Source organism: Mesorhizobium sp. IMUNJ 23232, from assembly GCF_044326205.1.
GTDB lineage: Bacteria > Pseudomonadota > Alphaproteobacteria > Rhizobiales > Rhizobiaceae > Kumtagia.
Window position 1 is genome coordinate 1 of record NZ_JBIRCY010000097.1, and the last position, 17,366, is coordinate 17,366.

At 64.7% G+C, this 17,366-nt stretch carries 21 protein-coding genes; 11 read left to right on the forward strand and 10 right to left on the reverse strand.

Annotated elements, in window-relative coordinates; genetic code table 11:
* The 4 genes from ACH196_RS35785 to ACH196_RS35800 form a co-directional block, all read left to right on the forward strand.
* Window positions 1-129: NAD(P)(+) transhydrogenase (Re/Si-specific) subunit beta (locus ACH196_RS35785; protein ID WP_164767035.1), on the forward strand; the 129-nt coding region annotated here is incomplete at its 5' end.
* 80 nt (window positions 130-209) lie between these two features.
* Window positions 210-686, forward strand: a complete 477-nt coding sequence (locus ACH196_RS35790; protein ID WP_396651589.1) for a GNAT family N-acetyltransferase — start codon at window positions 210-212, stop codon at window positions 684-686.
* A gap of 176 nt (window positions 687-862) precedes the next feature.
* Entirely contained in the window at window positions 863-1,093 is a 231-nt protein-coding gene (locus ACH196_RS35795) for an AbrB/MazE/SpoVT family DNA-binding domain-containing protein (RefSeq protein ID WP_396651590.1), read from the forward strand.
* Window positions 1,083-1,484, forward strand: coding sequence for a PIN domain-containing protein (locus tag ACH196_RS35800; protein ID WP_396651591.1), 402 nt, complete (start codon window positions 1,083-1,085; stop codon window positions 1,482-1,484). The genes ACH196_RS35795 and ACH196_RS35800 overlap by 11 nt, the downstream gene beginning before the upstream one ends.
* A gap of 11 nt (window positions 1,485-1,495) precedes the next feature.
* On the opposite strand, the gene ACH196_RS35805 is transcribed toward ACH196_RS35800, so the two are convergent.
* From ACH196_RS35805 to rpsU, 6 genes are all read right to left on the reverse strand, one after another.
* Window positions 1,496-2,128: a LysE family translocator gene (locus ACH196_RS35805; protein WP_396651592.1), complete on the reverse strand. Its 633-nt coding sequence runs from the start codon at window positions 2,126-2,128 to the stop codon at window positions 1,496-1,498.
* A gap of 17 nt (window positions 2,129-2,145) precedes the next feature.
* Window positions 2,146-3,564, reverse strand: coding sequence for an MFS transporter (locus tag ACH196_RS35810; protein ID WP_396651593.1), 1,419 nt, complete (start codon window positions 3,562-3,564; stop codon window positions 2,146-2,148).
* Between the two features lie 124 nt (window positions 3,565-3,688).
* On the reverse strand, window positions 3,689-4,117 hold the full coding sequence (locus ACH196_RS35815) for a VOC family protein (RefSeq protein ID WP_396651594.1): 429 nt from the start codon (window positions 4,115-4,117) through the stop codon (window positions 3,689-3,691).
* A gap of 10 nt (window positions 4,118-4,127) precedes the next feature.
* On the reverse strand, window positions 4,128-4,607 hold the full coding sequence (locus ACH196_RS35820; protein ID WP_396651595.1) for a DUF992 domain-containing protein: 480 nt from the start codon (window positions 4,605-4,607) through the stop codon (window positions 4,128-4,130).
* Window positions 4,608-4,812: 205 nt separating this feature from the next.
* Complete coding sequence (locus ACH196_RS35825) at window positions 4,813-5,661, reverse strand: tetratricopeptide repeat protein (RefSeq protein ID WP_396651596.1); 849 nt, start codon at window positions 5,659-5,661, stop codon at window positions 4,813-4,815.
* A 124-nt stretch (window positions 5,662-5,785) separates the two neighbouring features.
* Complete coding sequence (rpsU, locus tag ACH196_RS35830; protein ID WP_396651597.1) at window positions 5,786-6,073, reverse strand: 30S ribosomal protein S21; 288 nt, start codon at window positions 6,071-6,073, stop codon at window positions 5,786-5,788.
* A gap of 284 nt (window positions 6,074-6,357) precedes the next feature.
* Between rpsU and ACH196_RS35835 the strand changes: the two genes are divergently transcribed.
* Entirely contained in the window at window positions 6,358-7,614 is a 1,257-nt protein-coding gene (locus tag ACH196_RS35835) for an Hsp70 family protein (protein ID WP_396651598.1), read from the forward strand.
* 22 nt (window positions 7,615-7,636) lie between these two features.
* On the opposite strand, the gene ACH196_RS35840 is transcribed toward ACH196_RS35835, so the two are convergent.
* Window positions 7,637-9,136, reverse strand: a complete 1,500-nt coding sequence (locus tag ACH196_RS35840) for a helicase HerA domain-containing protein (protein WP_396651599.1) — start codon at window positions 9,134-9,136, stop codon at window positions 7,637-7,639.
* A 173-nt stretch (window positions 9,137-9,309) separates the two neighbouring features.
* Between ACH196_RS35840 and ACH196_RS35845 the strand changes: the two genes are divergently transcribed.
* Window positions 9,310-9,717 (forward strand): GFA family protein, encoded by a 408-nt coding sequence (locus tag ACH196_RS35845; protein WP_396651600.1) that lies wholly within the window; start codon window positions 9,310-9,312, stop codon window positions 9,715-9,717.
* A gap of 10 nt (window positions 9,718-9,727) precedes the next feature.
* Here ACH196_RS35845 and ACH196_RS35850 read toward each other — a convergent pair whose 3' ends face one another.
* Window positions 9,728-10,486 (reverse strand): SDR family oxidoreductase, encoded by a 759-nt coding sequence (locus ACH196_RS35850; protein ID WP_396651601.1) that lies wholly within the window; start codon window positions 10,484-10,486, stop codon window positions 9,728-9,730.
* Window positions 10,487-10,611: 125 nt separating this feature from the next.
* Window positions 10,612-11,019, reverse strand: coding sequence for an SET domain-containing protein (locus ACH196_RS35855; RefSeq protein ID WP_396651602.1), 408 nt, complete (start codon window positions 11,017-11,019; stop codon window positions 10,612-10,614).
* A gap of 210 nt (window positions 11,020-11,229) precedes the next feature.
* On the opposite strand from ACH196_RS35855, the gene ACH196_RS35860 reads away from it, so the two are divergent.
* The 5 genes from ACH196_RS35860 to ACH196_RS35880 all read left to right on the forward strand — a co-directional run bounded on the left by ACH196_RS35860 (window position 11,230) and on the right by ACH196_RS35880 (window position 17,205).
* Window positions 11,230-11,982, forward strand: coding sequence for a hypothetical protein (locus ACH196_RS35860; protein ID WP_396651603.1), 753 nt, complete (start codon window positions 11,230-11,232; stop codon window positions 11,980-11,982).
* Window positions 11,983-12,075: 93 nt separating this feature from the next.
* Window positions 12,076-13,329 (forward strand): sarcosine oxidase subunit beta, encoded by a 1,254-nt coding sequence (locus tag ACH196_RS35865; RefSeq protein WP_396651604.1) that lies wholly within the window; start codon window positions 12,076-12,078, stop codon window positions 13,327-13,329.
* Window positions 13,330-13,359: 30 nt separating this feature from the next.
* On the forward strand, window positions 13,360-13,653 hold the full coding sequence (locus ACH196_RS35870; RefSeq protein WP_396651605.1) for a sarcosine oxidase subunit delta: 294 nt from the start codon (window positions 13,360-13,362) through the stop codon (window positions 13,651-13,653).
* Window positions 13,650-16,643, forward strand: coding sequence for a sarcosine oxidase subunit alpha (locus tag ACH196_RS35875; RefSeq protein WP_396651606.1), 2,994 nt, complete (start codon window positions 13,650-13,652; stop codon window positions 16,641-16,643). The genes ACH196_RS35870 and ACH196_RS35875 overlap by 4 nt, the downstream gene beginning before the upstream one ends.
* Window positions 16,636-17,205 (forward strand): sarcosine oxidase subunit gamma, encoded by a 570-nt coding sequence (locus tag ACH196_RS35880; RefSeq protein ID WP_396651607.1) that lies wholly within the window; start codon window positions 16,636-16,638, stop codon window positions 17,203-17,205. The genes ACH196_RS35875 and ACH196_RS35880 overlap by 8 nt, the downstream gene beginning before the upstream one ends.
* Window positions 17,206-17,234: 29 nt before the next feature.
* On the opposite strand, the gene ACH196_RS35885 is transcribed toward ACH196_RS35880, so the two are convergent.
* Window positions 17,235-17,366: integrase core domain-containing protein (locus ACH196_RS35885; RefSeq protein ID WP_396650131.1), on the reverse strand; the 132-nt coding region annotated here is incomplete at its 5' end.

Here is a 17,366-nt window from a genome sequence, read left to right on the forward strand (position 1 = left end):
GTCAAGCGCTCGCTCGGCTCGGGCTACGCCGGCATCGACAACACGCTGTTCTACAAGGACGGCACCATGATGCTGCTCGGCGACGCCAAGAAGATGACCGAGGAAATCGTCAAGGCGATGGATCACTAATTCGTCGCCTTGGTGAGGCCGCCGTCGACTGAGGGTCGACACGGCTGCCGCCGCCTTCAGCGTCCAAAAGGGAACCGACCGTGACGCTGAGTATCCGACTGTTCGAGATGTCTGACCGCGAAGCCGCCGTCGACCTCTTCCTCGAACTCAACTGCCACGAATTCACGCTTACCGGCGACCGTCGCACCGATCGCGGCGGCGCGGAGTTCTGCGTCGACGACATGATCCAGGCGCTTGGCAAGGGCGCAGTGACGCTGGTCGCCGAAGCTGGTGGCAAGGTTGCCGGGCTTATGGTGTGGGTAGCGCAGACGGACGAGCCCTACATGGAGGAAGCCGCGCGGCGTTACGGCAGCGTCCAGGATATCGTCGTCGCCGAGGCGCATCGCGGCAAGGGCATCGGCCGGGCCTTGCTTGCGGAAGCGGAGCGGCTGACGCGCGAGGCCGGCATGTCGCGGCTCAAGCTGACTGTGCTTGCAGGCAACGATGCGGCCGTAACCGCCTATGAGCGGGCGGGATATCGGGATTATGCGCGGGTGATGCTGAAGACGCTGGCGTGAGCCGCGCTGGTTGTGCCTCGGTTTTCAATATCGGTGGCGGTCAACAACCTGGCGAGTATCGGCTTGTATCCGCCCTACCGCCGGCTTCCCCTTTACAGTGTTGCTGCTTGCAGGCGCCTTGCGATTCCGTTGCGGCAGATATACATTTTTGGCGATGTATATCCGGGAGGATTGCCATGAAGGTAGCTAGATGGGGTAACAGTCTGGCGGTCAGGCTGCCTGCCAGCGTCGTGGAGGCGCTTGAACTCAAGGAGGGCGACGACATCACGCTCGCCGCGAACGACAAGGATGAGCTGCAAATCTCCAAGTCACCCAGCCGTGAGGAATTGATCAAGCGTCTGCGCATGTTCCGGGGGCGTTTGCCTGCCGATTTCAAATTCGACCGCGACGAACTCAATGAGCGCTGAGTTCTTCGATACCAATGTTCTCCTGTACCTGGCATCAAACGACAAGGATCGAGCGAACCGCGCGGAGGCGCTCGTCGTAGCTGGCGGTACGATCAGCGTCCAAGTGCTGAATGAGGTTGCCAACGCCAGCCGGCGCAAGCTGAAATTGTCTTGGGGCGAGGCTCGTACGCTCCTTGGAACATTGAAGACTGTTCTCGACGTCGTGCCGGTTACGGTCGAAATCCACGAGCACGGCCTGGCACTCGCCGAAAAGCACGGCTTTTCAACCTATGATGCGATGATCGTTGCAGCCGCGCTTCTGAATAGCTGCGAGACCTTGTGGTCCGAAGATATGCACCATGGAATGGTGGTTGAGGGGAAGCTCCGGATCGTCAATCCGTTCAGAGAATGACGGGTCGCGTCCTACCGCTGCGCCTCGGTCGCCATCCTGACCGCGAAGCCGGCCAGCACCGTTCCCATCAGCCAGCGCTGCAGCGTCATCCACAGAGGATTGCGGCCGAGAAACAGGCTGATCGAGGATGCTCCCAGCACAATCATGGTGTTGACGCTGACGCTGGTCATGACCTGCACGGCGCCCAGCAGCAGCGATTGGCCGAACACGTCGCCGCGTGCCGGATCGATGAATTGCGGCAGCAGCGACAGGTAGAACATCGCGATCTTCGGATTGAGCAGGGCGGTCAGGAAACCCATCAGGAACAGTTTTCGCGGCCGGTCCTTCGGCAGGTCGCGGACCCGGAACGGCGACCGGCCGCCCGGCCGCACCGCCTGCCAGGCGAGCCACAGGAGGTAGGCGGCGCCGGCCAGACGCAGCGCGTCATAGGCATAGGGCACGGCAAACAGCAGCGCGGTGATGCCGAAGGCGGCGCAAAGCATGTAGATGACGAGGCCGAGCGCGACGCCGCAGAGCGAGATCAGTCCGGCCTTCGGCCCCTGGTTGATCGATCGGGAGACGAGGTAGATCATGTTCGGGCCGGGCGTCAGCACCATGCCGATGGCGATTAGGATGAAGGCGATCAGGTTCGTCGGTTCGGACATGCTTCGAACTTTCGGGGTCAGGCGTTGGATGTGGGCGGCAGCCGCCAGGCGGCGATGCATCCCAACAAGGCGAGCGGCAGGAAGGCGAGGAAGAGCCAGGCCGCGACATTCGCTTCGGCCTCGCCGGAAAGTCCTTGCGAGAAGCCGCCGGCATTGGCGACGATGCCGCAGCTTGCCGCGCCGACGGCATAGCCGATGCGCTGCATGGTGGGCACCGCGGAAGACGCGACCGTCTGCTCGGCTGCCGGTGCGGAAGCGACGATGATGCGTGTCACGAACGGCCAGGCAATGCCGAAACCGCCGCCCTGCAGAACCGCGCAAGCAAGGATCAGCGGGATGCTGCCGACCGGAACCGTCCAGGCGAAGCCGGCGACGCCGCCGGCGATCATCAGCGAGCCGGCAAGCACGAGGGAGCGCTCGCGCCATGGTGGAGCGTTGGCGACCAGGATCGACAGGATCGACCAGGAGATCGATTCGGCGGCGATGATGTAGCCCGTCGTCAGCACCGATATGCCGTGCAGGCTGGTCAGCAGCAGCGGTCCGTAGACGCCGAAGGAGCAGGTGGCGATCGAGAAAGTGGCGACCATGACCAGGCCGTTGCCCAGCGGCGTCTTCAGGTCGAACGGCCGCGACGGAAACAGCCGCGCCGCCGGCAGCCGGGCGTCCAGCACAAAGAACAGCGCGATGCCGGCCAGTCCCGCGGCAAGCAGCAGCGACGAACGCAGCGGCTCGACCTTGACGCCGGCCAGTGCGATCAGCACGACGCTTGCCGCCATGACGGCAAGGGCCGCGACCGGGAAACGCGGCAGCGCCGCGCCGTCCGAGCGGCGCTGTGTCGCCGCCGGGCCACGCAGCACGACGAGGCTGGTGAGAGCGGCGAACAGGCCGCCGATGACAAACACGCCGAAAGCCCAGCGCCAGGACAGATGCTCGGAGAGCAACGCGCCCAGCATCGGACCGCTGAAGGCGGCGACGCCCCAGACCGCCGAGATGACGCCGAAAAGCTGCGGCCAGATCGTTTTGGGGAACAGGCGCTCGACCGAGACGAACGCCAGCGACACCAGCGCCCCGCCGCCGAGACCCTCGACCACACGGCCGGCCAGAAACACCGGCATGGATGGCGAGGTCGCGCAGATCAGCGCGCCGGCCGAATAGAGCAGGGCGGCGGCGATCATGTTGGTGCGCAGCGACACGTAGCTGGTCATGCGACCCGCCGCAGCACCCGCAGTGATGGCGCCGATCTCGTAGACGGCGAGCGACCATCCAACCAGTTCGACGCCGGACAGGTCGCCGACCATGGCCGGCATGACGGTCGCCACCATCGTCTCGTTGGTGGCGTGAAGAAGAATGCCGAGGCAGATGAAGCAGAAGCGCGCGAGGTCGCCGCTGGCCCATAGCAGCCGCCAGTCGACCCTTATCGTTGTGCTTTCCGCCACATTATGCTCCCTGTCAGCGCGTCCCGCGACGCAGTGACGGGCTGATAGGACCTCAACCGGAGTTGAGGTCAAGAGGCCGAAAGCGGAGTTTCGTTGTGGCAGGAAAAACGGCGGGGCAGTCGAATCAGCCTGCCTCCATCCGCCGCGGCGGCCATTCGCTTCCGCGAAATCCCGCCTCGATGTTGTTGCCGTCGGGGTCGATCACATAGGCGCCGTAATACTGCATCTCGGCCGGCCCCCGCGGGCCGGGAGCGCCATTGTCGGCGCCACCATTCTCGAGCGCCGCCTTATGGAAGGCGTCCACGGCGTGCTTGCTGTTCGCCGTGAAGGCCAGATGCAGTGGGCTCTGCGCGGTCCGGTGCCCGTCTCTCCAGAAGTCGGGCTTGCCGGTGCCGATCCACACGAACGGGACCAGCGCTTCCGCGCTTCTGCTCAGCAGGAAGGAAGTCTCGGTGTTGTCGATCGTCGACAGCCCGAGCGAGGCAGCGACCGCGTCGTAGAATTTACGCGCGGCCGCCAGATCCCTCACCCGGAAGCCGAGATGATCGAACACGTCGCCGCGCTTACTGGCCGGCCGAGAGTTCCAGTTCCGCCACGCCGAGCGCGATGTTGAGCCCGGTCTGGCCCTGGACGCTGACCGGCTGGAGGATGAAGTCGCTGGTCGAGTCGCGCACCAGCACGTTGGTGCCGACACCCAGGGCGGCGGTCACTTCGGCGCCGACGCCGCCATAATGGCCGGCCAGTGAGCCAGGTCCATAGGCGCCAGCGGTTTTCGCCAGAACGGCCCATTTCATATCCGCCTTTTCGGTGAAGCCGATGTCAATGCCGTAGCGCTTGATCTCACCCGAATAGGTCTCCGAGGGCAGGCTGGAATCGGACGGCGTGTAGGTGCAGGCGATCGACTTGGTCGAACCGAAGATGAAACCTTCGCCGGCGGATACCTGGCAGTCGAGCAGGCCGAGATCGACGGTGGCGGCGCTGACCATGGGGGCGCCGGCCAGAAGGGCGATGGCGGCGGTGGCCGCAAAGACGGTCTTTTTCATAGGGCGAAGCTCCTCAAACAGCTTGTTCGCGTGATAACCGGCGAAACACCGGCAGGTTCCAACAGCACCGGAATAGCACGGCGCATTCACCTGCACATCTCCGGGTTAATGCGAAGTTGAGCTGCAAGACGCTTTCTGACAATTGGCTCGGCAGGCCGATAGCCCGTTCCGGTGATCGGCCGCCGGAGCCCGGCCGGCAAATGGCTCAGCCGGTACCGCGGACGCGAGCCAGACCTTCGCGGGCCGGGGCATAGTTCGGGTCGATCCGTATCGCCTCGGCGTAGGATTTCGCGGCCTTCTGCTTCTCGCCGCGGCGCTCGTAGACCAGCGCCTGGTTGGCCCAGCTTTCGGCGATGCGGCCGTCAAGCTTGATCGAGGTGTTGAAGTCGGCGAAGGCGTTGTCGTTGTCGTTCATCGCGACATAGGAGAGACCGCGGCCGTTGTAGGGCTCGGGCGAATCCGGCGCCAGCGAGATGGCGGTCGAGAAATCCTCGATGGCGAAGGCGTGCTGGCCCTGGCTCTGATAGATCAGGCCGCGATTGTGATAGGCGCGCGGATCGGTGGTGTCGAGCTGGATCGCCTTCTGGAAATCGTTGAAGGCCTGCTGGGTCTGGCCCGCCTTGCGGTAGAGGTTGCCACGGCCGATATAGGCGGCGTCGTAGTTCGGATTGAGCTGGATGGCGCGGTTGTAGTCGCTGAGCGCGGCTGACTGGTCGCCGAGGAAACGCTGGATCAGGGCGCGGTTCGAATAGGCCTGGTAGAAATTGGGGCGCAGTTCGATTGCCTTGTTGAAGTCCTGCAGCGCCTCGCGGTAGCGGCCGCCGCGGCCATAGGCCGAGCCGCGCACATTATAGGCTTCCGGATCATTCGGATTGCGCTGGATGACGGCGCTGAGCGAGGAGATGTTCTGGCTGGAGCCCTGCGCCACGTCTACGGCGGCGAGTTCGCCGCCAGGCACCGTGTCGCATGCCGAAAGCGCCAACGCGGAGACCAGGGCGGCGATCGCGACAAAACCACGGGCCGAAATCAAGCGGTGGCCGGCGCGTTCATCCATTCCTGAAAATTCCCCGTTCAGCCGTCCGGGCCGGCCTGCATCCGGCATTCAACGCAAAGGAGGCGGAAGCGATCCAATCGCCCCACCTCCCGCTAGTTCCCGAAAAAGACGAAATATGGGCGGATCAACGCGCCGGACGGCCAGCACCGGCTCCGGCACCCGGGCCGCCAGGACCACCAGCGCCGGGCACGGGACGCGGCGTGGAGGGCAGCAGGCCTTCGCGCTGGGCGCGCTTGCGGGCGAGCTTGCGGGCGCGGCGAACGGCCTCTGCCTTTTCGCGGGCGCGCTTCTCGGAGGGCTTCTCATAGTGTCCGCGCATCTTCATCTCGCGGAAGATGCCTTCGCGCTGCATTTTCTTCTTCAGTGCGCGAAGCGCTTGGTCAACATTGTTGTCGCGGACGAGTACCTGCACGGGCAATCCTGTCTTTCGGTTTGATTCCAATGGACAAGCGGTAAATACCTTCTTGTCCTCGCGACGGCATCCATCGCGAATTGGGGCGGCTGATAGCAGAATCAGGTCGGCTTGTCCACAGGTGGTTGCACGCCGGATTCGATTCATGGCCGCCGGCGCCAAACCTGTAGCACAGACGCATTGTGCAGCCATCGGTGCGCTTTCCGGAGTCGACATCGGCCCGCGTCTGGTGTAGCGCACGCCTCCCGCCGCCAGGCGGGTAATCCTTCAGATCGAGGCATGCCATGAAGCCGGACTTCGGCGGGATCGACTTCGGCACTTCCAATTCCACGGCTGCCTTGTTCGAGGAAGGCAAGCCCAGGCTGGTGGCGCTGGAGGGCGAGCACGTCACCATGCCCAGCGCAGTGTTCTTCAACTTCGAGGACGACCGTACCTATTTCGGGCGCCGGGCGATCGAGGATTATACGGCGAATTCGGAGGGCAGGTTGCTGAGGGCGCTGAAAAGCGTACTTGGCACCTCGCTGATCCGCGAAAAGACGCGGATCAAGGCGCATTCGATTGCTTTCACGGACATCATCGGCGGGTTTGTCGCCTATCTCAAGGAACGGCTGGAGGAAGAGGCCGACCGGGACATCGAAAAAATCGTGCTGGGGCGGCCGGTGCATTTCGTCGACGAGGACGAAAAGGCCGACGCGCAAGCCCAGGCCGAATTGGAAAAGGCGGCGCGCGGCCGGGGGTTCAAGCACATCTCCTTCCAGTTCGAGCCGATCGCGGCGGCGCTGGATTACGAACAAAGCGTGCAAAAGGAGGAGCTTGCGCTGATCGTCGACATTGGCGGCGGCACCTCGGACTTTTCCATCGTGCGGGTGTCGCCGGAACGCGCCAAGGCGGTCGACCGCAAGGACGACATCCTGGCCAATGCCGGCGTGCATGTCGGCGGCACGGATTTCGACCGGCTGCTGTCGATCGCCGCCGTCATGCCGGAGTTGGGCTTCGGCACGCAGACCAAGGACGGAAAACGCAACCTGCCGGTCGGCTATTTCTTCGACCTCGCCACCTGGCAGCGCATCAATCTGCTCTATACGTCCAAGGCGATGAGCGACCTCAGGCAGATCCGCTACGAGGCGGCGCGGCCGGACCTGGTTGAGCGGATGATTGACATCGTGCGCCACCGGCAGGGCCACGCGCTGGCGGCAAAGGTCGAAAAGGCGAAGATCGCGCTGACCGACGAGGCGGTCACGCGGATCGAACTCGACATGCTGGACGAGAAACTCAGCCTGCCGGCGACGGCTACCGATCTGGCGAGGGCGATCGCCGCCGCGGTGCAAAGGATAGCCGATACGGTGACGCGGACGCTCAAGGATGCCGGTGTTGCGGCGGAGCGCATCGACACACTGTTCCTGACCGGCGGCTCGACCGCCATCCCACAGGTGCGCGAGGGAATTCTCGCCATGTTCCCAAAGGCTTCGGTGGTGCAGGGAGACATGTTCGGCAGCGTCGGGCTCGGGCTGGCGATCGACGCGCACCGTAAGTTCGGGTGAGCGCAAGGCAGCGCGCCGTCGGTTATTCCGCGGCGTCGCGCTGAGCCTCGTCCGGGCCATCGGGGTCGCCGGGGGCGGTCTCGCAGCCGAGGTCGGGGAAGGCGAGCACACGTTTGCCGTGAAAGTCCGTGCGGGCGACCAGCAGGCCGCGTTCCTCGAAATAGGCGAGCAGGCGGCGCGCCCGGCGCGGCGAGTGACTGCCATAGGCGCGGGCCAGAGTCGCATCCGAAGGGCAGGCATCGCGGTTGGTCGCGGCGCGGGCGACCATCAGGAACACGCCTTGCAAATCGTCCGGCAAGGATTCCGACAGGCTGAGCGCCGTTGCCCAGGCTTCGCCGTCCGGCGCGCGCTGGTCTACGCCGGCGCGGGCGACGGCCAGCCGGCGGCGGAAGCCGGAGAGCGGCAGCGGCTCGCCGGGCACGCGGCGGATGCGGCAGCGGACGAGAAAATCCTGGTAGAGCACGGCATCGGAGCGGAAGGCCGCGTCGGAATCTTCGAGAATCTCACGCAGCACAGCGTCGATGCCGGCCTCGCGCTCGGCCTCGTCGATGATGGCGAAGACCGGCTGCTCGACGGGCATCGGCGCCGGTTTCGGCCGGGACAGTTGCGCCAGAAGATCGGCGGTCGGCACTGGCGGTGGCGGCGGTTTTCGCACGACCGGGCGGGCTTCCTCGGGGCCAGGCGTGAAGATCAGGTCGCGGGCGTCTTCCGGCGCGTCGGGCAGCGGCGTCAGTTTTGGGCTGGTGGAGCGCGCGGAGGTTTCGACCGAGCCGATGGTGATCGGCAGCGGGCGGCGCGACAGGGCCGGGCCGAGGGCGACAAAATGGCCGCGCGCCAGGTCGCGGAACATTTCCGCCTGCCGCCGGTCCATGCCGAGCAGGTCGGCGGCGCGGGCCATGTCGATGTCGAGGAAGGTGCGGCCCATCAGGAAATTCGAAGCCTCCGCCGCGACGTTCTTCGCCAGCTTGGCCAGGCGCTGCGTGGCGATGACGCCGGCGAGACCGCGCTTGCGGCCGCGGCACATCAGGTTGGTCATGGCGCCGAGCGACAGTTTTCGCGCTTCGTCGGACACTTCGCCGGCGACGGCGGGTGCAAAAAGCTGCGCCTCGTCGACCACGACGAGAACCGGATACCAATGGTCGCGCTCGGCGTCGAACATGCCGCCCAAAAAGGCGGCTGCGGCGCGCATCTGCTGCTCGACGTCGAGGCCTTCGAGGTTGAGCACGACGGAGACGCGGTGCTGGCGCACGCGGCCGGCGATACGGGTGAGTTCATTTTCGGTGCGGGCGGCGTCGACCACCTGATGGCCGAACTTATCCGCCAGCGTGACGAAGTCGCCCTCGGGATCGACGATGCATTGCTGCACCCAGGGCGCGCTCTGCTCCAGCAGCCGGCGCAGCAGATGCGACTTGCCGGACCCGGAATTGCCCTGCACCAGCAGGCGGGTCGCCAGCAGTTCCTCCAGGTCAAGCTCGGCCGGCTTCCCGGGGGAAGCCAGTCCCATGTCGATATTGACCTTCATGCCGCGCCCTTGGTCATGATCCCGTCCTTAGCATCCGCCGCGCCATGGCGCGAAGCGGGGGCGGATGATTCCCACAGGCACGATGACGTGCATGAGGCCGGCCCGTTTGACAATGCCGCCGATGTCATCAATCAGGCTCAGCCGTTGCGGCACGACTGAACGAGGACATATCGATGGCCCCGACAATGACCGGAAGTTGCCTATGCGGCGCCGTCAGCTTTCGGATTTCGGGAGCGTTCCAGAGCTTTTTCCTCTGCCATTGTTCGCGCTGCCGGAAGGATACGGGATCGGCCCATGCGGCCAACCTGTTTTCCTCGAAGGCGACGATCACCTGGCGGTCGGGGCAGGACAGCATCAAGACCTATCGGGTTCCCGCGACCCGCCACGAAAAGAGCTTTTGCGGCGAATGCGGCTCGGCTCTTCCCAGGGTCCAGTTGCAGGACGGTTTGCTGGTCGTGCCTGCCGGAAGTCTCGACAGCGCGGTCCCCATCCGGCCCAACGCACATATCTGTTTTGCAAACCGGGCAGAGTGGGACGAGCGGCTGGAGGATGTCCCCAGGATGGATGGGCTTCCCGGCTGAGCCGGTCCGATCAGGTGCGGTTGATCGAAACGCCGCCGTCGGCAAACAGCGCCGCGCCGGTGGTGAAGCTGGACGCATCGGAGGCAAGGTAGAGCGCCGAGGCGGCGATCTCCTCCGGCCGGGCAATACGCTTCAGCGCGTGCAGACCTTCGACGAAGGCCCGCTCCTCCGGCGTCTTGAAGGTCGCGGCCGGCGTGTCGGTGCCGCCCGGTAGCAGCGCGTTGACCCGGATTTTTCGCGGCCCGTATTCGGCTGCCAGCACCTGCGTGAGGCCGAGCAAGCCTGCCTTGGCAGCGGCATAGGCCGCCATGCCGGGCATGCCTGCGGTCACGCCAACGAAGCTCGAGGTGAAGATCAGCGAGCCGCCGCCGCGCCTGAGCATCGCCGGGATCTGGTGTTTTGCGGCAAGGAAGGCGCTGGTGAGGTTGGTGTCGATCGTGTCGCGCCAGCCCTGATAAGAGACCGCCGCCGTTTCGCCCATTTCGCCGGTCCAGCCGGCATTGTTGAAGGCGGCGTCGAGCCCGCCGAAGCGGGTCTCGGCCAGCCCGACCAGAGCCTTTGCATGGTCTTCGTCGCGCACGTCGCCGGCGAGCGCCGTGGCTGTGCCACCGTCGCGCCCGATCTCGGCCGTGAGTCTTTCGAGTTCGTCGCCGCGCCGGCCGGAGGCGACGACAAGCGCGCCGTGTTTTGCAAAGAGTTTTGCGGCGGCTCGGCCGATGCCGGACGACGCGCCGGTGATGATTGCAACCTTATCCGTGAGGTCGAACATTTTTTCTTCCTTCCTGCCTGGCGTTTGATGCGCCTGATGTCGCAGGAAGGATTTCAGCCAGCCACCCGAAAGCGGATTGCGGCGACGGGAAGAGAACCGCAGGTCGGTTTGCCAGAGGAACCGATCTACTGGCCAGCTTGGGCAATGATCTCCGCTCCGCCCGGCATCAGCTCGAAATGCGGGTAGAAATCGCCGTAGTTGCAGGTGAGTTCCTCGCCCGCCGCGATATCGCGTAGCGCACGGGCGCCACCGAAATCGGAGAAATCGAGGTTCGGCGTGTCGGTGTGGTTCATGAAGCGGCCATTGTCGGTCTCGTAGACGAGAAAACCGGGATGGTCGGGGCTGGGATAGGAATATTTGTCGAGAAAATCCCTTATCAGCGGCCGCGCCTGTTCGTATTCGTCAACCGGGATGAGACGGTCGAACATCTCGTCGAAAGCCCAGACCGTCGCACCCTTGCGGATCGGCTCGGCGGTGAACACGCCGACGCCCTCGATGTCGCTCGCCGCCACGTAAGTATGCACCTGCATCATGCGATTCGTGCCTCTCCCTTTGCGTCGTTTGGTAAACGCAGAGATTGACCATCCTGTGAAATAATCAATGGTGATTTGCAGGAAGGGCGAGCGCATAACCCGAGAAAGTGAGCGCCGCGTAGCTTGACCAATCGGGCTGGTGTGCATATCGCTTGGATGTCAAAAACTCGCGGGTGGACGCGCCGCCCATTCGAAATGACTCCCCAAGACATGATTGAGACGTTGCTCGATCCCGCTTCGGCGGACGAGGATGTGAGCAAATTGCTCTGGGACGCCTACGGCCACTTCTACGGAGGTTTCCCGATCGAGAACCTGCGCCCGTTATTGATTTCGACTTCCGAGAAAGTGCTTTGCCGGGGTGCATTTCTGGCCAATGAGCTTGGATGGAAAGCCAGGGCTCTGACCCCGGAAATCGCCGCTCTCATGGATTGCCCGAATCCGGGCATCCGCTACGACGCAATCGGCGCTTTGAGAGCCTGCACGACATCCCAGGACGGCGAGATTTTGGGCAAACTTCTTCAACATCTCGAAGACCCCAACAAAGGCGTAAGATGGCGTGTCACTGAATTCGTGCGTCTTGCCGGTTCCAAGCAGTTGGCCGCAGCGATCAGGAATGCTGCGGCGCAACGGCCGGACACGATCTATGCCGAGATCAGCGAAACCCTTCGGTGGTCGATGAGAGTGAACGAGGATGAACTTCGACGTCTGGCAAGCCATTCCGATCCTGCCGTTCGCCTGTTCGCCGCAGGCATGGCCTTGAGGCCGCGCAGCATCATAGACGAAAAGTTTGCCGAGATTGTCCTCGAGACAAGTGAACCGGAGTTGAGCGATCTGATCTTCGAGGCGTTCCGCATGCATGCAATTCCAACCAGCGCCGAATTCGGGCGCGTGGAGGAATCCGGAATGGCCGAACGAAGCCGTGGCGCAAAGCGGCAATGCCCGTCGCAATCAGCGCAAGGGTGACAGCGTGTTTTCGCTAGTGGTACACCTCGCGGGCCGGGCGCATGAAAAGCCGGCGCGAAAACTCCTTCCGATGGTCATGGCGGGCTCTGGAACGTGAAAAAATACTCGGTATTCGCCATCGCCCGCGAGGCCATGCGCGGCCACAAGGGCTGGCCGGAGCAGTGGGCCTCGCCGGAGCCGCGTTCGGAATATGACGTGATCATCGTCGGCGCCGGCGGGCACGGGCTGGCGACCGCCTATTACCTCGCCAAGGAGCACGGCGTCACCAATGTCGCGGTGTTGGAAAAGGGCTGGCTGGGCGGCGGCAACACCGGGCGCAATACCACCATCATCCGCTCCAATTACCTCTATGACGAAAGTGCCGGGATCTACGACCACGCGGTGAAACTGTGGGACGGGCTTTCGCAGGATCTGAACTACAACGTCATGTATTCGGCGCGCGGCGTGATGATGCTGGCGCACAATGTGCACGACGTGCAGGTGCTGAAGCGCCACGTGCACGCCAACCGGCTGAACGGCATCGACAATGAATGGCTGACGCCGGAACAGGCCAAGGATTTTTGTCCGCCGCTCAATATTTCAAGGGAGGCGCGTTATCCGGTGATGGGCGCGACGCTGCAGCGACGCGGCGGCACGGCGCGGCACGACGCCGTTGCCTGGGGTTATGCGCGCGGCGCGAATGCGCGCGGCGTGCACATCATCCAGAACTGTGAGGTGACTGGCATCCGCCGCTCGCCCGACGGCGGCGTGACCGGCGTCGAGACCTCCAAGGGTTTTATCGGAACGAAAAAGGTCGGCGTGGTCGCGGCCGGGCATACGTCGGTGCTGATGGACATGGCCGGGGTTCGGATGCCGCTGGAAAGCTATCCGCTGCAGGCGCTGGTGTCGGAGCCGGTGAAGCCGATCTTCCCCTGCGTGGTGATGTCGAACACCGTGCACGCCTATATCTCGCAGTCGGACAAGGGCGAGCTGGTGATCGGCGCCGGCACCGACCAGTACACGTCCTATTCGCAGACCGGTGGGCTGCACATCTTGAACCACACGCTGGACGCCATCTGCGAGATGTTCCCGATTTTTGGGCGCATGAAGATGCTGCGCTCGTGGGGCGGCATCGTCGACGTGACGCCGGACCGCTCGCCGATCCTGGCGAAGACGCCGGTGAAGGGGCTCTACGTCAATTGCGGCTGGGGCACCGGCGGCTTCAAGGCGACGCCGGGCTCGGGCCATGTGTTCGCCCACACAATTGCCCGCGACGAGCCGCACAGGATCAATGCGCCGTTCACGCTGGAACGGTTCCGCACCGGCCGGCTGATCGACGAGGCGGCGGCGGCCGCGGTGGCGCATTGATCGCAATTTTTCCTGCTTAGGACCGACACGATGCTTCTCATCCGCTGCCCCTATTGCGAGGAAGAGCGACCGGAACTGGAATTCCGGCACGCCGGCGAGGCGCATGTCGCCCGCTCGCCCGACATCGCGGCGATCTCCGACGAGGATTTCGAAAAGTTCTTCTTCATCCGTTCCAACCCGAAGGGCGTCGTGTTCGAGCGCTGGCGGCACGTGCATGGCTGCGGCCGCTTCTTCAACGCGGCGCGCAACACGGTGACCGACAAGTTTTTGACGACTTACAAGGCGGGCGAGAAGAAGCCTGCGATCGCGGAGGCTTCCAAGTGACACAGCCCTTCCGCATCGCCGGCGCCGGGCGGCTGACGCCAGCGAAAACCGCGCGCTTCACCTTCGACGGCAAGCATTTTTCGGGGCTGGCCGGCGATACGCTGGCCTCGGCGCTGCTCGCCAACGGCGTGCACCTCACCGGCCGCTCGTTCAAGTACCACCGGCCACGCGGCATCCTTTCCGCCGGCGCCGAGGAATCCAACGCGCTGGTCGGCATCGAGCGCGACGCGTCGCGCAAGACGCCGAACGTGCGCGCCACCGTGCAGGAGCTTTATGACGGGCTGGCGGCGGTCTCGCAGAATCGCTGGCCGTCGCTGAATTTCGACGTCGGCGCGGTCAACGATCTGGCCTCGCCGCTGTTTTCCGCCGGCTTTTACTACAAGACCTTCATGTGGCCGAAGGCGGCGTGGAAGAGCCTGTACGAACCGAAAATCCGCGCGGCGGCCGGTCTCGGTGTTTCGCCCGACCAGCCGGACCCGGACCATTATTCCTCCCGCTTCGCCCATTGCGAGGTGCTGATCATCGGCGGCGGCGCGGCGGGTCTGGCGGCCGCACTCGCGGCGGCGGAGAGCGGGGTGCGCGTCATCCTCGCCGACGAGCAGGCGGAATTCGGCGGCGCGCTGCGCTACGAGGCGGGCGCGAAGATCGACGGCATGGACGGATGGGCCTGGGCGCAGGCGGCGGTCGCGAAACTGGCTGACATGGACAATGTCAAACTGCTGCCGCGCACGACCGCGTTCGGGTACTATGCGCAGAATTTCATCGGGCTCACGGAGCGTGTCACCGACCATCTGGCGAGGCCGGACAGGAGCGCGCCGCGCGAAAGGCTTTGGCAGGTCCGCGCCAAGCGTGTGGTGCTGGCGACGGGCGCCATCGAGCGGCACATGGTGTTTTCCGACAACGACCGGCCGGGCGTGATGCTGGCCTCGGCGGCGCGGACCTACCTCAACCACTACGGCGTCGCCATCGGGAAAAATGTCGGTGTTTATACGGCTAACGATTCCGCCTACTACGCGGCGATCGACCTGAAGAAGGCGGGCGTGAACATCGCCGGCATCGTCGACGTGCGCGACAATCCGAGCGGCCCGGCAGTGGACGAGGCGCGCGCGCACGGCATCGAGATCAACCACGGCCGCGCGGTGACCAGGGTGGGCGGCAAGCTGCGCGTCTCCTCCATGACGATCGAGCCGAAGAATGGTGGCGGTGGGCGCACGGTGGCCATCGACGCGCTGCTGACCTCGTCGGGCTGGACGCCTTCGGTGCATCTGTTCTCGCAGTCGCGCGGAAAAGTGGCGTTCGACGAGGCGACGAAGCGCTTCCTGCCGGGAACCTATGCGCAGGACTGCGTGTCGGTCGGCGCTTGCAACGGCACGGACGGGCTGGAGGCGACGGTCGCCGAGGCGTTTTCGGCCGGCGAGATGGCGGCGAAAGAGGCTGGCGCAAAAGGGCTCAAGGCCGAAAAAATCAAGGTTGAGGCGGGTGAGACCTGGGCCGGGTCGATGCTGGGCAGCGGGCCGGGAGCCGGCGCCGGCACGACGGTGAAGGCGTTCATCGACTTCCAGAACGACGTCACGGCGAAGGACATCCGCCAGGCGGTGCATGAAGGCATGCGCTCGATCGAGCACGTGAAGCGCTTCACCACCAACGGCATGGCGACAGACCAGGGCAAGACCTCGAACATGCACGGGCTCGCCATCGCCGCCGAGACGCTGGGTAAGCCGATCCCGGAGGTCGGGCTGACGACCTTCCGCGCGCCCTATACGCCGGTGACGTTCGGATCGATCGTCGGACACGCCAAGGGAAGGTTGTTCGACCCGACGCGGCGGACCGCGATCCACTCCTGGGCGGAGAAGAACGGCGCGGTGTTCGAGGATGTCGGGCAGTGGAAGCGCGCCTGGTATTTCCCGAAGGCGGGCGAGGACATGCACGCCGCCGTCAACCGCGAATGCGTGACGGTGCGAAAGGCGGCCGGCCTGTTCGATGCCTCCACCCTCGGCAAGATCGAGGTGGTCGGGCCGGACGCGGCGAAATTCATGGAACTGATGTACACCAATCCGTGGGAGCGGCTGGACGCGGGGCGCTGCCGCTACGGCATCATGCTGCGCGAGGACGGTTTTATCTACGACGACGGCGTGGTCGGGCGGCTGGCGCCGGACCGGTTCCATGTGACGACGACGACCGGCGGCGCGGCGCGGGTCATGAACATGATGGAGGATTATCTCCAGACGGAATTTCCGCATCTCAATGTGTGGCTGACCTCGATCTCCGAGCAGTGGGCTGTGATCGCGGTGCAGGGGCCGAACTCGCGAAAAATCATCGAGCCTCTGCTGGAGGGCATCGACATTTCGGACGAAGCGTTTCCGCATATGTCGGTGCGCGAGGGAAAGATCTGCGGCGTGCCGACCAGGCTGTTCCGCATGTCGTTCACCGGCGACCGCGGTTTCGAGGTCAATGTGCCGGCCGATTACGGCGAGGCGGTTTGGGAAGCGCTTTGGGCTGAAGGCCAGAAGCACGGCGCCTGCGCCTACGGCACCGAGGCGATGCACGTGCTGCGTGCCGAAAAGGGTTACATCATCGTCGGCCAGGACACGGACGGCACGGTGACACCGGCCGACGCCAGCGTCGACTGGGCCATCGGCAAGAAGAAGAAGGATTTCGTCGGCATACGCGGGCTGACGCGGCCCGATCTGGTGGCGTCGGGGCGCAAGCAGCTTGTGGGGCTGAAGACCAAGGACCCGAAGGTGGTGCTGGAGGAGGGTGCGCAGATCGTCGCGGACCCGAAGCAGCCGGTCCCGATGACCATGATCGGCCATGTCACGTCCAGCTACTGGTCGGAGAATTGCGGCCATCCGATCGCGCTGGCGCTGGTCGTCGACGGCAAGTCGCGCCTGGGCGAAACGCTTTTCGTGCCGATGCCGGACCGGACGATCGAGGTCGAGGTGACGGGCATGGTGTTCTACGATCCGAAGGGGGAGCGTCTCAATGGCTAAGGCTGCCGCCAAGGCGTCCCAGGGCGGGACCGTGCGCCGGCCGGCGCAGGCCGGGCGCGAGTTTCATACGGGCGCGGTGCGGATCACCGTGCTGCCGCCGGCGGAACGCATCTCGCTGCGCGCTCCGGCTGCTTCGGTGCCGGCGCTGTCGAAGGCGCTCGGACTGGATTTGCCGGCTAGACCAAAAACCTCGGCTTCGTCGGGCGGCCGCACGGCGCTGTGGCTCGGGCCGGACGAATGGCTGGTGATCGACCAGACCGGCGACCCGCTTGCCGACTGCGCTGGGGTAAAGGATTTGCATTCGGCGGTGGGCGTGTCGCACCGCAACGTCTCCTTTTCGGTCTCCGGGGCGGGGGCGGAGGCGACGCTGAGCGCCGGCTGCCCGCAGGACCTGTCGCTCGAAGCCTTTCCGGTCGGGGCATGTTCGCGCACAATTCTCGGAAAGGTCGAGATCGTGCTTCTGAGGACCGGCGAGGATGCATTCCGGGTCGAGTGTTGGCGGTCGTTTGCCGACTATGTGCATGATTTCCTGGTCGAGGCGGCGGGGGACGCGGCTGCGTAGCAGCGCCGACAACTCGGCCCCTTCGCGAATTAGGTGTCATTTCCAAGGACGTTGTCCTTGATCAATCTAGCTATGGGTGGTTTTCCGCCGAGGGCGGCGTGAGGTCTGCGGTTGTTGTAATCGCCGAGCCATGCAGGCATTGCGGCGGTTCGCTGTGCGGA